The sequence below is a fragment of the Gallaecimonas zhanjiangensis genome, from assembly GCF_057624825.1.
Genome location: NZ_CM172603.1, coordinates 644227 through 656675 on the forward strand (window position 1 = coordinate 644227; position 12449 = coordinate 656675).

At 60.8% G+C, this 12449-nt stretch carries 13 protein-coding genes; 12 read left to right on the forward strand and 1 reads right to left on the reverse strand.

Translation table 11 applies throughout. From position 1 onward, the window contains the following. The first annotated feature begins 77 nt into the window (after positions 1–77). Genes AC22G1_RS03005 through AC22G1_RS03015 form a run of 3 tightly spaced genes read left to right on the forward strand, consistent with a single transcriptional unit; the run spans position 78 to position 1594 of the window. The gene (locus AC22G1_RS03005; RefSeq protein WP_487315460.1) at positions 78–530 is read left to right on the forward strand and encodes a hypothetical protein; all 453 of its coding nucleotides are present in this window, start codon (positions 78–80) and stop codon (positions 528–530) included. Between the two features lie 53 nt (positions 531–583). Then, the gene (locus tag AC22G1_RS03010; protein WP_487315461.1) at positions 584–1075 is read left to right on the forward strand and encodes a DUF4442 domain-containing protein; all 492 of its coding nucleotides are present in this window, start codon (positions 584–586) and stop codon (positions 1073–1075) included. A gap of 51 nt (positions 1076–1126) precedes the next feature. Next, positions 1127–1594 (forward strand): LpoB-related protein, encoded by a 468-nt coding sequence (locus AC22G1_RS03015; RefSeq protein WP_487315462.1) that lies wholly within the window; start codon positions 1127–1129, stop codon positions 1592–1594. On the opposite strand, the gene queG is transcribed toward AC22G1_RS03015, so the two are convergent. Next, positions 1591–2730: a tRNA epoxyqueuosine(34) reductase QueG gene (queG, locus tag AC22G1_RS03020; RefSeq protein ID WP_487315463.1), complete on the reverse strand. Its 1140-nt coding sequence runs from the start codon at positions 2728–2730 to the stop codon at positions 1591–1593. The two genes, AC22G1_RS03015 and queG, sit on opposite strands and share 4 nt — an antisense overlap. A gap of 91 nt (positions 2731–2821) precedes the next feature. Here queG and AC22G1_RS03025 point away from each other — a divergent pair, with 91 nt between their 5' ends. The 9 genes from AC22G1_RS03025 (at position 2822) to hflC (ending at position 12435) form a co-directional block, all read left to right on the forward strand. Continuing rightward, positions 2822–4282, forward strand: coding sequence for an NAD(P)H-hydrate dehydratase (locus AC22G1_RS03025; protein ID WP_487315464.1), 1461 nt, complete (start codon positions 2822–2824; stop codon positions 4280–4282). Next, the gene (gene tsaE, locus AC22G1_RS03030) at positions 4275–4730 is read left to right on the forward strand and encodes a tRNA (adenosine(37)-N6)-threonylcarbamoyltransferase complex ATPase subunit type 1 TsaE (protein ID WP_487315465.1); all 456 of its coding nucleotides are present in this window, start codon (positions 4275–4277) and stop codon (positions 4728–4730) included. Before AC22G1_RS03025 ends, tsaE begins: the two co-directional genes overlap by 8 nt. 1 nt (position 4731) lies before the next feature. Next, positions 4732–6072, forward strand: coding sequence for an N-acetylmuramoyl-L-alanine amidase (locus tag AC22G1_RS03035; RefSeq protein ID WP_487315466.1), 1341 nt, complete (start codon positions 4732–4734; stop codon positions 6070–6072). Continuing rightward, on the forward strand, positions 6072–7772 hold the full coding sequence (gene mutL / locus AC22G1_RS03040; RefSeq protein ID WP_487315467.1) for a DNA mismatch repair endonuclease MutL: 1701 nt from the start codon (positions 6072–6074) through the stop codon (positions 7770–7772). The genes AC22G1_RS03035 and mutL overlap by 1 nt, the downstream gene beginning before the upstream one ends. Continuing rightward, positions 7772–8695, forward strand: coding sequence for a tRNA (adenosine(37)-N6)-dimethylallyltransferase MiaA (gene miaA / locus AC22G1_RS03045; RefSeq protein ID WP_487315468.1), 924 nt, complete (start codon positions 7772–7774; stop codon positions 8693–8695). Before mutL ends, miaA begins: the two co-directional genes overlap by 1 nt. 77 nt (positions 8696–8772) lie before the next feature. Beyond that, positions 8773–9033 carry an RNA chaperone Hfq gene (hfq, locus tag AC22G1_RS03050; protein ID WP_487315469.1) on the forward strand — a complete coding sequence of 87 codons (261 nt, stop codon included), beginning with the start codon at positions 8773–8775 and terminating at the stop codon, positions 9031–9033. Between the two features lie 22 nt (positions 9034–9055). Further along, positions 9056–10363, forward strand: a complete 1308-nt coding sequence (gene hflX / locus AC22G1_RS03055; protein WP_487315470.1) for a ribosome rescue GTPase HflX — start codon at positions 9056–9058, stop codon at positions 10361–10363. A gap of 26 nt (positions 10364–10389) precedes the next feature. Next, on the forward strand, positions 10390–11547 hold the full coding sequence (gene hflK / locus AC22G1_RS03060; RefSeq protein ID WP_487315471.1) for an FtsH protease activity modulator HflK: 1158 nt from the start codon (positions 10390–10392) through the stop codon (positions 11545–11547). Positions 11548–11550: 3 nt separating this feature from the next. Then, complete coding sequence (gene hflC / locus AC22G1_RS03065; RefSeq protein WP_487315472.1) at positions 11551–12435, forward strand: protease modulator HflC; 885 nt, start codon at positions 11551–11553, stop codon at positions 12433–12435. Positions 12436–12449: the final 14 nt, after the last annotated feature.

The following is a 12449-nucleotide window of genomic DNA, read 5'->3' on the forward strand; positions in this document are numbered from 1 at the left end:
GCATGGGCTTGACTTGCCGCAAGGCTGGGTCATTCTGGCTGAGGTTAAGCTCAAGTGAGTTTCAAGGAGAGAGCAGCATGCGCTTTAAAACCGTACGTGACCTGATAGACCATCTGGCCGAGTCCCACTTTGCCCTCAGCAAGCTCTACCAGCGCCTGGCCAGCAATGCTGATGCCGAACGCACTCGCATGATGCTCCACTACCTGGTGGATCATGAGCAAAAGGTGGCGGACGACTACCGCGACTACCTCAAACACCCCCACGGCGCCTTCGACACCTGGTTTGATAAGGCGGCGGACAGCGATTTCATCAAGCAGCTCACCTATGTGGGTATCAAGGCCAATGCCACCCTCGATGACGTGCTGAGCCTGGCGCTGGAGCTGGACAACAAACTGCTGGCCGATATCGAGGCCCTGCTGCCCCTGTGCCCTGGCCAGGAAAGCCGCCAGTACCTTGAAGGGCTACTGAGTTCCGCCAAGAACATTCAGCAACGCTTCGTGCACCAGACCATGCGCATGCAGGACCTGTAGCCGTGCCTGGGTAACTGTGTCAGACTCTTCTGGTTTGACCAGTTGGAGTCTTTATGAAACCCGTTAACCGCCTTGGCCGCATGGTGCGGCTCTGTAAGCGTCTTCCCAAAAAGTGGCAAAGCGCCGCGCTGTCCCGGCTGTTCAATGGTGCCGTCAAGTTTGCCGGCACCGCCGGCATTCGCATCAACCAGGCCGACTACCAACAAGCCGAGATGGTGCTTGGCAACCGCAAAAAGGTGCAAAACCACATCAAGGGCGTGCACGCCGCCGCCACGGCGCTGCTGGGCGAGTCGGTTACCGGTTTGGTGTTTGGTCTTAACGTGCCGGACGACCGCCTGCCTCTTCTAAAAGCCATGGACATCAACTACGTGCGCCGCGCCAAAGGCAGCCTCAAGGCGGTGGCCCGGTTGAGCGATGAGCAAATCGCCCAGATCCGCAGCCTCGAGAAAGGGGAAGTGGCAGTGGAGGTGATTATCACCGATGAAGAAGGTGAACAACCGGTGCAAGCGCGCTATCTTTGGGCCTGGGTTCCCAAAAAACGTTAATTCATCCGTAGTTTACGGATGAATTTGCAAGCTGTCCCGAGGAGGAGCGGCATGCACAAAATCAAGCTTTTCAGCCTGGCCATGGTGGTGGCCATGGCCGGTTGTACCCAGACAAGCCCTACTAGGCCGCCGGCCCAGCCGCCGGTGGTGGAAGCGCCGCAGGCCGCCGAGCAGGACGCCCTGGCCCAGAATATCAAGGCGCTGGTGGCCACCTTGCCGGACGGCGACGTGGCGGTGGTGAAAGTGGCCAACTATTCCAACCGCCGTATCGACACCCAGGCCCTGACCGAGCGCATTGTCAGCGAGCTGGATAAGGACGGCCGCGAGGCGGCGGACTTGTCGGCGAGCGCCGACGCCTTCGATCTGCTCTCGGCCCGCCAGGCCGGGCGCCAAGGTGGGCATCAGTATCTTTTGTACGGACAAATTCGTGAGAGCGGCGACAGCCTGCGGCTGCGGGTAATGACCCTGGCCAACGGCATTATTGTCTGGAGCCGGGACATGCCGGTGCCCACCCCTTAAGCGCTGTCTGGCAAGCCCTTTTCAACGGCCCGCACCAAGCGGGCTTTTTTCTGGCCGATTTTGCCGCTGCCGTCGCCTTCCTGGGGCTTTTGGTGCTGCTGGCCCAAGGCCCAGTGGATGTGTTCTGCCACCAGTTCGCTGGCGTCCTCAAGGCGCGCCTCAAGGGCGGCGATGATGTCAAGGCTGTAAGGCGCGTTACCCAGGGCCACCGCCAGGTTGCGCTGCCAATGCTCAAAGCCGATGCGGCGGATGGGCGAGCCTTCGGTCACCTTCAAAAAGGTGGCCTCGTCCCAGGCCCAAAGCGCCAACAGGTCAGGGGCGTGCAGGGGGGCGCGCGGGGCAAAGTCCGGCTCGCTGCTTAAATGGGCAAAGCGGTTCCAGGGGCAGATGAGCTGGCAGTCGTCGCAGCCGTAGATGCGGTTGCCAATCAGCGGCCTAAAGGGCTCGGGAATGGGGCCTTTAAGCTCGATGGTGAGGTAGGAGATACAGCGGCGGGCATCCACCACGTAAGGCTCGACAATAGCCTGGGTCGGGCAGATGGTCATGCAGGCCACGCACTTGCCGCATTTCTCCTCGCCAAAAGGCGGGTCGACAGGCAGCGGCAAGTCCACCAGCAGCTCACCCAAAAAGAAGAACGACCCGCCTTCGGGGTTTAGCAGCAGGCTGTGTTTGCCCACCCAGCCAAGGCCTGCCTTCTCGGCCAAAGGCCGCTCCAGCACCGGCGCCGAGTCTACAAAGGGGCGGAACTGATACTCACCGAGCGCCGCCTGAATTTTCTCGCCGAGCTTTTTCAGGCGGTTTCTCAGCAGCTTGTGGTAATCGCGGCCCAGGGCATAGCGCGAGACATAGCCCTTTTCGGGGTTACCCAGAATTTCCCCGAAACGGGCCTTGGGAGGCAGGTAATCCATGCGGGCGCTTATTACCCGCAAGGTACCGGGCAAGAGTTCCTGGGGGCGGGCCCGGAGCATGCCATAACGGGCCATGTAGTCCATGTCGCCATGGTGGCCGGCGTCCAGCCATGCTTGCAGGGCCGCTTCGTGACTTTTCAGGTCGGTATCGGTGATCCCAACCTGGGCAAACCCCAGCTCACGGCCCCAGGCCTTGATGTCATTGGCGAGTTGTTGGTAGTCGGTCACGGCGCCCCCTGTATTGCAGGGCGCAGGGTAGCATATCTGGGCCCGGCGCCGCGCTGTTGGTAAGCTCATCAAAACGTCTTGTGAGGTAGCCATGCTGACCCCTTTGCTAAACGCCCTGCCTTGTCCGTTGCCCCTGGCAGCCGAGCTAAAGGAACTGGAGCCGCGCCTAGCCGCAGCCAAGGGCCTGAGCCTGTATCAGCTGATGGAAAAGGCCGGCCTTGCCGCTTATGGCCTGCTGCGCCAGCGCAGGCCCGCTGCCAAAAAGCTGCTGGTGTTGGCTGGCACCGGCAACAACGGCGGCGACGCCTATGTGCTGGCCCGCCTGGCGCTGGCTGATGGCTTGGCGGTTACCTTGGTGGCCAGCGGCGAGCCCAAAGCGCAGGAGGCCTGCCAAGCCGCCAAGGCATGGCTGGAGGCTGGCGGTAAAACCCTGTTTAGCTTGCCGGCTCCTCTTGATCATGAACTGGTGGTAGACGGCCTGCTGGGTATGGGCCTTATCAGCGAGGTGCGCGGCGCCGCCAAAGCCTTGCAGGCCTTTTTGGCCACCACGGCGCTGCCCATTTTGGCCCTCGATGTGCCAAGCGGCCTTGGCAGCGACAGCGGCCATTGGTGGGGCAAGCCCTTTAGCGCAAGCGCTGTGGTGACTTTTATCTTCCCCAAAGCTGGACTCTTGACCGGCCAGGGCAGGGCAGCCTGGCAGCAGGCCTGGCTTGCCGACTTAGACCTTAACCCCCGCGCCGAGACAGCGTTTAACGCCGTGGATTTTGCTGCCCTCAAAGCGCTGCGCCCCAGCCGCAAGGCCACCGCCCATAAAGGCGACAGCGGCCGGCTGCTGCTGGTGGGAGGCAATCTTGGCATGAGCGGCGCCATTCGCCTGGCCGGGGAAGCGGCCCTTCGTAGTGGCGCTGGCCTGGTGAAAGTGCTGACCCACCCGCAAAGCGCCCTGGCGGTAAGCCTGGGAAGGCCGGAGCTGATGGTTGAACCCGCTGCCGATTGGCGCGCCCCCGGCTTTGCCGCCAAGGCCCTGGTGCTGGGCCCTGGGCTGGGCCAAGACCCTTGGGGCCAAACCATGTGCGCCGGCGCCCTTGCCCTGCCTCTTGCCAAGGTGGTGGACGCCGACGCCCTGAACCTGGTGGCACAAAAGCCCCAGGCGCTGGTAGGCGCCGTTATCACTCCTCACCCTGGCGAAGCGGCAAGATTGCTGGGGGTAAGCATTGGCGATATCGAACGGGACCGGCTGGCGGCGGTACTGGCCCTGGCTCAACAATACCGCTGCGTGGCGCTTTTAAAAGGCGCCGGTACTCTGGTGTCAGACGGCAAGCAAAGCTGGCTGCTGGCGGTGGGCAGCCCGGCCATGGCGGTAGGCGGTATGGGCGACGTGCTTTCTGGTATCATTGGCGCACTTTTGGCGCAGGGCCTCACGCCTTTGGATGCGGCGCTGCTCGGTGCGGCCCTGCATGGCGAGGCCGGCAGCAAGGCGGCAGAGCAGGGGGCCATAGGCACCCTGGCCAGCGATCTTTTTGACTGGGTGCGGAACCTTATCAATGCATGACATCTTTCTGGCGGACGACACCGCCACCGTGGCGCTGGGCGAGCGCCTGGCCAAGGCGGTCACCCCGGGCATCACCATCCATCTGCTGGGAGATCTGGGGGCCGGTAAAACGACCTTAAGCCGGGGTTTTATCCAGGGCCTTGGGCATTCAGGTCGGGTCAAGAGTCCCACCTATACCCTTGTGGAGCCTTACGAACTGCCGGGGGTGAGAGTCTATCATTTTGATCTCTATCGACTTTCTGACCCTGAAGAACTTGAATTCATGGGCGTGCGTGATTACTTTGGCAAAGATTGCATCTGCCTGATTGAATGGCCGCAAAAAGGCGAGGGCGCGCTGCCCGAGGCCGACCTAGTGTTATCCCTGGTTTATCAGGGCGATGGCAGGTCGGTGAGCCTCCATGCCCGAAGCATTCAAGGCGCCAAGACTCTGGAGAGGTTGTCCCCCTAATATGAAGCGTCTGCTGCCTGGGTTGTTGCTGTGGTTGTGTTGCCTGCCGCTGTGGGCCAACAGCCTCGACGAAGTGCGTGTCTGGCCCTCAGAGGCCAAAACCCGGGTGGTGCTGGATATGGGCGCCGCGCCCGACTTTTCCTATTTCACCCTGAAAAACCCCGACCGGCTGGTGGTGGATCTTGCCGATACCCAGCAAAAGGTGAAACTGCCCATGGCCGTGGGGGACTCAGAGGTGCTGACCAAAATCCGCAACTCCACCCCCAAGAACAAGGGCGGCATTCGGCTGGTGTTGGAGCTTAGCCGCAGCGCCAAGGCCGAGTTGTTTGCCCTGGCCCCCAGTGACGGCAACGGTAACCGCCTGGTGATTGATGTGGCCGGCAAAGGCGCCAGCGCCAGTGCCCCAAGCCACAGCAGCCAGGCCCAGACCCCGGCGCCAAAACCGGTGCCCATCACGCCGCCAGCCCAGGGCCGGGATATTATCGTTGCCATCGACCCCGGCCACGGCGGCCATGACCCAGGCTCCATTGGCCGTCACAAGACCTATGAAAAGAACGTGACCCTGGCCATCGCCAAGAAGCTGAAAGCCGACCTTGACCGCATCCCCGGTATCAAGGCGGTGCTGACCCGCAGCTCCGACAAATACATCGGGGTGGTGGAGCGGGCCGATATCGCCCGTGAAAAGAAAGCCGACATACTGGTGTCCATTCATGCCGACTCCATCGGCTCTTCCCAGCCTAGGGGCGCCTCGGTGTGGGTGCTTAACACCAGCCGTGCCAACCGGGTTATAGGTAAGTGGGTTGACGAAAAAGACCGCCACTCCGAGCTTCTTGGCGGCGCCGCCGAGGTGATAGAAGACACCAAGCAAGAGCAATACTTGGCCCAGGCGCTGCTGGACATGTCCATGGACCACAGCCGTTCGGTGGGCCAGGACATCGGCTCTTTGATGTTAAAAGAGCTGGGCAAGGTGACCCGTCTGCACAAAGACCGCCCTCAACCCAAGAGCCTTGGGGTGCTGACCGCGCCGGACATTCCCTCGGTGCTGGTAGAGACCGGCTTTTTGTCCAACCCCGACGAAGAAAAACTGCTGGCCAACAGCTGGCACCAGGGCCGTATCGCCGGCGCGCTGGCCACGGCCCTTAAGGAATACTTCACCGCCTGGCCGCCCCCGGGCAGCCTCTTTGCCCAGCAAAACGGCAAGGTGCACGTGGTGCGTAGCGGCGAGTCGCTGTCGGTACTGGCGTCGCGTTACAATACCTCGGTCTCTGCCATCAAGGCCGCCAACGGCCTCAAATCCAATGCGCTGCTGGTCGGCCAGAAACTGACAATACCCTCAAGCTGATGCCCATTCGTATTCTGCCAGCCCGCCTGGCCAACCAGATCGCTGCCGGTGAGGTGGTGGAACGGCCCGCTTCCGTAGTCAAGGAGCTGGTGGAAAACAGCATCGATGCCGGTGCCACCCGTATCGACATCGACATCGAGAAGGGTGGCCAGCGGCTTATTCGCATCCGCGACAACGGCAGCGGTATCCCCAAAGACGAGCTGACCCTGGCGCTAAGCCGCCACGCCACCTCGAAAATCGCCAGCCTGGACGATCTGGAAGCCATTTTCTCCCTGGGGTTTCGGGGCGAGGCCCTGGCCTCGGTGTCCTCGGTATCGCGCCTTACCCTCACCTCCCGCACCCCAGAGGCGACTGAGGCTTGGGCGGCCCAGGCCGAGGGCCGCGACATGGACGTCAAGCTGAGCCCGGCGGCGCACCCGGTAGGTACCACGGTGGAAGTGCACGACTTGTTCTTCAACACCCCGGCCCGCCGCAAGTTTTTAAAAGCCGAGAAAACCGAGTTTGCCCATATCGACGAGCTGGTGCGCCGTATTGCCCTTAGCCGTATGGATGTGGCGCTGGTGCTGCGCCACAACGGCAAAACCGTGCGCCAATACCCGCCTGCCCAGGGGGAGCACTTCCAGCAGCGGCTGGCGGCGGTGTGCGGCAACGATTTTGCCGGCCAATGCCTTTTTATCGACAACCAGCACCAGCAGCTTCGGCTCTGGGGCTGGCTCAGCGAGCAGCCCCGCAACCACCCGGATCTGCAGTATTGTTACGTTAACGGCCGGATGATGCGCGACAAGCTCATCAACCACGCGGTGCGTGACGCTTATGGCGCGGTGCTGGCCGAGGGGCAACACGGCGCCTTTGTACTCTTTGTAGAGCTGCCGGCCGCTCAGGTGGATGTCAACGTTCACCCGGCCAAGCACGAGGTGCGTTTCCACGACGCCCGGCTGGTGCACGATTTTATTGCAAGAGCCCTGGCCGATGCCCTGGCTCAGGCCGCACCGAGCGACTGGCCAAACGCCACCAGCCAAGGGCCTGCTGTTGGCGCCGCAACCGGCGCTGCCAGCAGTTGGGGCCAATCGGAGCGGGCTACCGGCAGCAGGCCTTATCAACCAGCGTCAGCGCCGGGGCGCAGTGAAGTCAGTGAAGCGCTGGACGCCTTTGCCCGCTGGCAGGCGCCGGTGCGCCCGGCTCCCATGCCCCAGGTGGAAATCGCTGCCTCCGATGCCCCCTTGCATCTGGAGCGGGGGCGCTGGTTGCTGCTCTCCAAGGGCGGGCAGTTGCTGGCGGCCGACCTTCGGCCTCTGGGGGCAAAAACGGCGGCCAAAGGGGTCGCGCAGGGCGCGCCGTCCCAGCCATTATTGTTGCCGGTGACCTTGCCCCTCGATGGGCCGATGCTGGCCGCCTTTGAGCGCCACCAAGAGCAGCTCGAAGCCTGGGGGCTGGCGCTACATCAGCCCGGCGCCGGTAAGCTGATGGTGCGGGCCGTGCCTCAGCCCCTTCGGGAGCTGGATGTCAGCCAGTGGCTACCGGCACTCCTTGGCCACCTGGAAAGCCTTGCCCCCATCGATGCCCTTGAGCAGGCTCTGGCCGCTAACCCCCGGCGCTATCGCTGGCAAGAGGCCCTGGCACTGTGGCAGGGGCTGGACCATAGTCAACAACAGGCGGCGCTTAAGCCCCTGGATTTGCACGCGTTATTGAAGGATTCCTGATGACTCTTCCCGTGGTGATGCTGATGGGGCCCACCGCCTCAGGCAAAACCGACTTGGCCATGGGGCTTTTTGACCGTCTGCCCTGCGAGCTTATTAGTGTCGACTCGGCTCTTATCTACAAGGGCATGGACATCGGCACCGCCAAGCCAAGCCCAGAGGAGCTGGCCCGCTACCCCCATCACCTTATCGATATCCTCGACCCCGCCGAGAGCTACTCGGCCGCCGACTTTGTCGATGACGTGCAAGGCCTTATCGAAAAGGCCCTGGCCGCGAGCAAACTGCCGGTGCTGGTGGGGGGCACCATGCTTTATTACAAGGCGCTGCTCGAAGGGCTGTCGCCACTGCCAAAGGCCGACCCTTTGGTGCGCGCCGAGATTGAAGCCGAAGCACAAGCCCTTGGTTGGCAAGCGCTGCACCAGCAGCTTCAGGCCATCGACCCTGTGGCGGCGGCCCGCATTCACGTCAACGACCCGCAGCGCCTTAGCCGGGCGTTGGAGGTGTATCGCATCAGCGGCCAGAGCCTGACCCAGTTACAGGCCGAGTCGGGTTCACCGTTCACTTACCCGACAGTTCAAGTCGCTATCATGCCCGCAGACCGCGTTTTATTAAGAGAACGCATCCGGTTACGTTTTAAGCAAATGATGGCGCAGGGTTTTTTGGATGAGGTAAAGCAGCTTCATCAACGAGAAGACCTGCACCCCGAGTTGCCGTCGGTGCGCTGTGTCGGCTATCGCCAGCTCTGGGCTTACCTCGACGGCGAGTGCAGTCTGGACGAGGCTGTAGAAAAAGCCATTATTGCCACCGGACAACTGGCCAAAAGACAAAGTACGTGGCTAAATGGCTGGAAGTGGCCGTTACTGCAGCTGGAAACGGGCCATCCGAAGAACCTGGACACGCTGCTTTGTGAACTAGATCCCTCTTAAATGATGGTTCATACTAGGGTTCTGACGCGGTCTAATCGTTTGAAATAACTACCCTAATCACAACAAGGAATTTCAACATGGCTAAGGGGCAATCTTTACAGGATCCTTTCCTGAACGCACTACGCAAGGAACGCGTACCAGTATCCATTTACCTGGTTAATGGCATCAAATTGCAGGGACAAATCGAGTCTTTCGATCAATTCGTGGTTCTTCTGAAAAACACAGTTAGCCAGATGGTCTACAAACACGCGATCTCCACCGTGGTGCCGGCACGCCCCGTGTCCATGCATCAGTATGCCGCAGGCACCAATGCCGGTGGCGCCGAAGAGAACGTCTAACGTTTCAAGAGGTTATTAAAGCTTGTTTGACCGTTATGAAGGAGGCGAACAGGCTGTCCTTGTTCACGTGGACTTTTCCGCCGAGTCTGACCGGGAAGACCTGGATGAGCTGAAAATGCTCGTAGACTCGGCGGGTGTTACCACCCTGGCCGTACTCACCACCCGCCGCAGTGCTCCCCATCCCAAATTTTATATCGGTACCGGCAAGGCTGAAGAAGTCGCCGAAACCGTGCGTATGCTGGGCGCCGAGGTGGTGATCTTCAACCATGCCCTGAGTCCCGCCCAAGAGCGGAACCTGGAGCGGTTGTTTGAATGCCGGGTCTTGGACAGAACCACGCTTATTCTGGATATCTTTGCCCAGCGAGCCCGTACGCACGAGGGCAAGCTGCAGGTAGAGCTGGCCCAGCTCAAGCACCTTTCTACCCGTTTGGTGCGGGGCTGGACTCACCTTGAGCGCCAAAAAGGCGGTATCGGCCTGCGCGGCCCGGGTGAAACCCAGCTGGAAACAGACCGTCGCCTGTTGCGCGACCGGATAAACCATATTGAAAAGCGGCTGGAAAAAGTGGCCAAGCAGCGCGAACAGGGCCGCCGTGCCCGCAGCCGCCGCGAAGTGCCGACCCTGTCGCTGGTGGGGTACACCAACGCCGGCAAGTCGACACTGTTTAACGGCCTGACCAGCGCCGATGTCTACGCCGCCGACCAGCTCTTTGCCACTTTGGACCCGACCCTTCGCAAGGTGCAGCTGGCTGATGTAGGCCCGGTTATCCTGGCCGATACCGTGGGTTTTATCCGCCATTTGCCCCACGATCTGGTGGCGGCCTTCAAGGCCACCTTGGAAGAGACCCGCGAGGCCAACCTGCTGCTGCATGTGGTGGACGCCGCCGACGAGCGGGCCAGCGACAATACCCAGCAGGTCAACGTGGTACTCAAGGAAATCGAAGCCGACGACGTGCCGGTGCTGATGGTCTACAACAAGCTCGATAAACTGGATGACGTGGCGCCCCGTATCGACAGGGCGGACGACGGCAAACCGGTGGCGGTTTGGTTGTCGGCCCAAAAACGCCTGGGCCTTGAGCTACTGTTCCAGGCGTTATCCGAGCGGTTGGCCGAAGATACCTTTGTTGGCACTCTGCAGCTGCCGCCGGCACAAGGTAAACTGCGGGCAGAGCTGTTTTCGATGCAGGCTGTGGCCAAAGAACAAATCGATGAGCAGGGCCAGTGGTTACTCTGGGTGAGGATGCCCCAGGTGGACTGGCAACGACTCAACAAGCAGAACCAGGGCGCCCCTGAGCGCTTTATCGTCTCTGGTGCTGCTGATAAAGTGCTTTAAGTCACGAGAATTAACGGGAGAAGACAATGGCTTGGAATGAGCCGGGCAACAACAAAGACAAGGACCCCTGGGGTAATAAACCCCGTGGCGGCAACGACCAGGGTCCGCCCGACTTTGATGAGCTGATGAAAAAGCTCGGGTCCCGCATGGGTGGCGTCTTTGGCGGCAAAGGTAACGGCGGCTTCTCCTGGGGCGCTGTGGTGGTGGTGCTGATACTGGCAGCGGTGGTGTGGGGCATTTCCGGCTTCTACACCATCAAGAACGCCGAGCAAGGCGTGGTGCTGCACTTTGGCCAGTACAAGGAAACCGTGTCTTCCGGCCTGCACTGGAAGCCCACCTTTATCGACAAGGTGTACCCGGTCGATACCCGTACCGTACGCTCCATCCCCGCTTCGGGCTACATGCTGACCAAAGACGAGAACGTGGTCAGGGTGCAAATCGAAGTGCAGTACAAGGTTAACGATCCCAAGGCCTACAAGTTCAACGTCACCGACGCGGTCGACTCCTTGAGCCAGGCGGTGGATGCGTCCCTGCGTTACGTGGTGGGTCACACCACCATGGACGATATCCTCACCACCGGCCGTGAGCAGGTGCGCCGTGATACCTGGGACCTCATCAACAAAACCATCGCCCAGTATCACTTGGGTATCGATATTCAGGACGTGAACTTCCTGCCGGCCCGGGCGCCCGATGCGGTTAAAGCCGCGTTTGACGACGCCATCGCCGCCAAGGAAGACGAGCAGCGCTACATCCGTGAAGCCGAAGCTTACGCCTCTGAAGTCGAGCCTATTGCCCGTGGTAAGGCAACCCGCATCCTGCAGGAAGCCGATGCCTACAAGCAGCAGGTAGTACTGAAAGCCCAGGGTGAAGTGTCACGCTTTAATAAATTGCTGCCCGAGTACGAGGCCAGCCCGAAAGTCACCCGTACCCGCCTGTATCTCGAAACCATGGAACAGGTGTACGGCAACAGCTCGAAAGTGCTGGTGGACGGTGGCAGTGGCAACCTGATGTACCTGCCGCTGGACAAACTGCTAGATAAACAGCAGAGCAGCAAAGCCAACGACAATAACGGTGACGAGCTGTTCCAAATCCAGCAGCGCCAAGGCCAGGCCAGCGACAGCGGCTTGTCCAGTTCTGACCCGCGCGGTGTCAACCGCAATGCCGGTCGTACAGGGAGGGACTAAACCATGAAAAAGCTGTTATTTATCCTGGTTATCCTGGCGGTGTTCCTGGGTTACAACTCGGTATTTGTGGTCTCCGAAGGCCAGCGCGGCCTGGTGCTGCGCTTCCAGCGGGTTAACACCGACGCCCAAGGCAACGCGGTGGTTTATGGCCCAGGCCTGCACTTCAAGGCGCCTTTTGTGGATTCGGTACGGCTCCTTGACGCGCGCCTGCAAAGCCTGGAAGGCGAGCAGGACCGTTTTGTGACCTCCGAGAAGAAAGACCTTATCGTCGATTCCTACGTGAAGTGGAAGATCAGCGATTTCGGCAAGTTCTACGACTCCACCAACCGCGGCAACATGGCCACCGCCGAGAGCCTGCTCAAGAACAAGATCAACAACGGTCTTCGTAGCGAGTTCGGTACCCGTACCATCACCGATATCGTCTCCGGCGAGCGCTCCGAAGTGATGGCCGACGCCCTTAAACAGGTCAAGGAAAGCTCTCGCGAGCTGGGCATCGACGTGGTGGACGTGCGGGTCAAGCAAATCAACCTGCCCACCGAGATCTCCAACTCCATCTACGACCGGATGCGTGCCGAGCGTAACGCCGTTGCCAAAAAGCACCGCTCCGAAGGTAAGGAGAAGGCCGAGGTGATCCGCGCCGATATCGACAACAAGGTCACGGTATTGCTGGCCGATGCCGAGCGTAAAGCCCGCACCACCCGTGGTGAAGGCGACGCGGTGGCGGCCGACATCTACGCCAAGGCCTACGATAAGGACCCGGAGTTCTTCAGCTTTATCCGCAGCCTCGAAGCCTACAAAAAGAGCTTCAACGGCGGGAACGACATCATGGTGCTAAAACCTGATGGCGAGTTCTTCCGCTACCTCAAAGACGCGGACAAGAAAAAATAAAAAACAAAGCCCGG

Coding starts and splice junctions, on each gene's coding strand:
- AC22G1_RS03025 (WP_487315464.1), top strand. CDS start 2,822: ATGCTGACCCCTTTGCTAAACGCCCTGCCTTGTCCGTTGCCCCTGGCA.
- AC22G1_RS03035 (WP_487315466.1), top strand. CDS start 4,732: ATGAAGCGTCTGCTGCCTGGGTTGTTGCTGTGGTTGTGTTGCCTGCCG.
- AC22G1_RS03015 (WP_487315462.1), top strand. CDS start 1,127: ATGCACAAAATCAAGCTTTTCAGCCTGGCCATGGTGGTGGCCATGGCC.
- hfq (WP_487315469.1), top strand. CDS start 8,773: ATGGCTAAGGGGCAATCTTTACAGGATCCTTTCCTGAACGCACTACGC.
- miaA (WP_487315468.1), top strand. CDS start 7,772: ATGACTCTTCCCGTGGTGATGCTGATGGGGCCCACCGCCTCAGGCAAA.
- AC22G1_RS03010 (WP_487315461.1), top strand. CDS start 584: ATGAAACCCGTTAACCGCCTTGGCCGCATGGTGCGGCTCTGTAAGCGT.
- mutL (WP_487315467.1), top strand. CDS start 6,072: ATGCCCATTCGTATTCTGCCAGCCCGCCTGGCCAACCAGATCGCTGCC.
- hflK (WP_487315471.1), top strand. CDS start 10,390: ATGGCTTGGAATGAGCCGGGCAACAACAAAGACAAGGACCCCTGGGGT.
- hflC (WP_487315472.1), top strand. CDS start 11,551: ATGAAAAAGCTGTTATTTATCCTGGTTATCCTGGCGGTGTTCCTGGGT.
- tsaE (WP_487315465.1), top strand. CDS start 4,275: ATGCATGACATCTTTCTGGCGGACGACACCGCCACCGTGGCGCTGGGC.
- AC22G1_RS03005 (WP_487315460.1), top strand. CDS start 78: ATGCGCTTTAAAACCGTACGTGACCTGATAGACCATCTGGCCGAGTCC.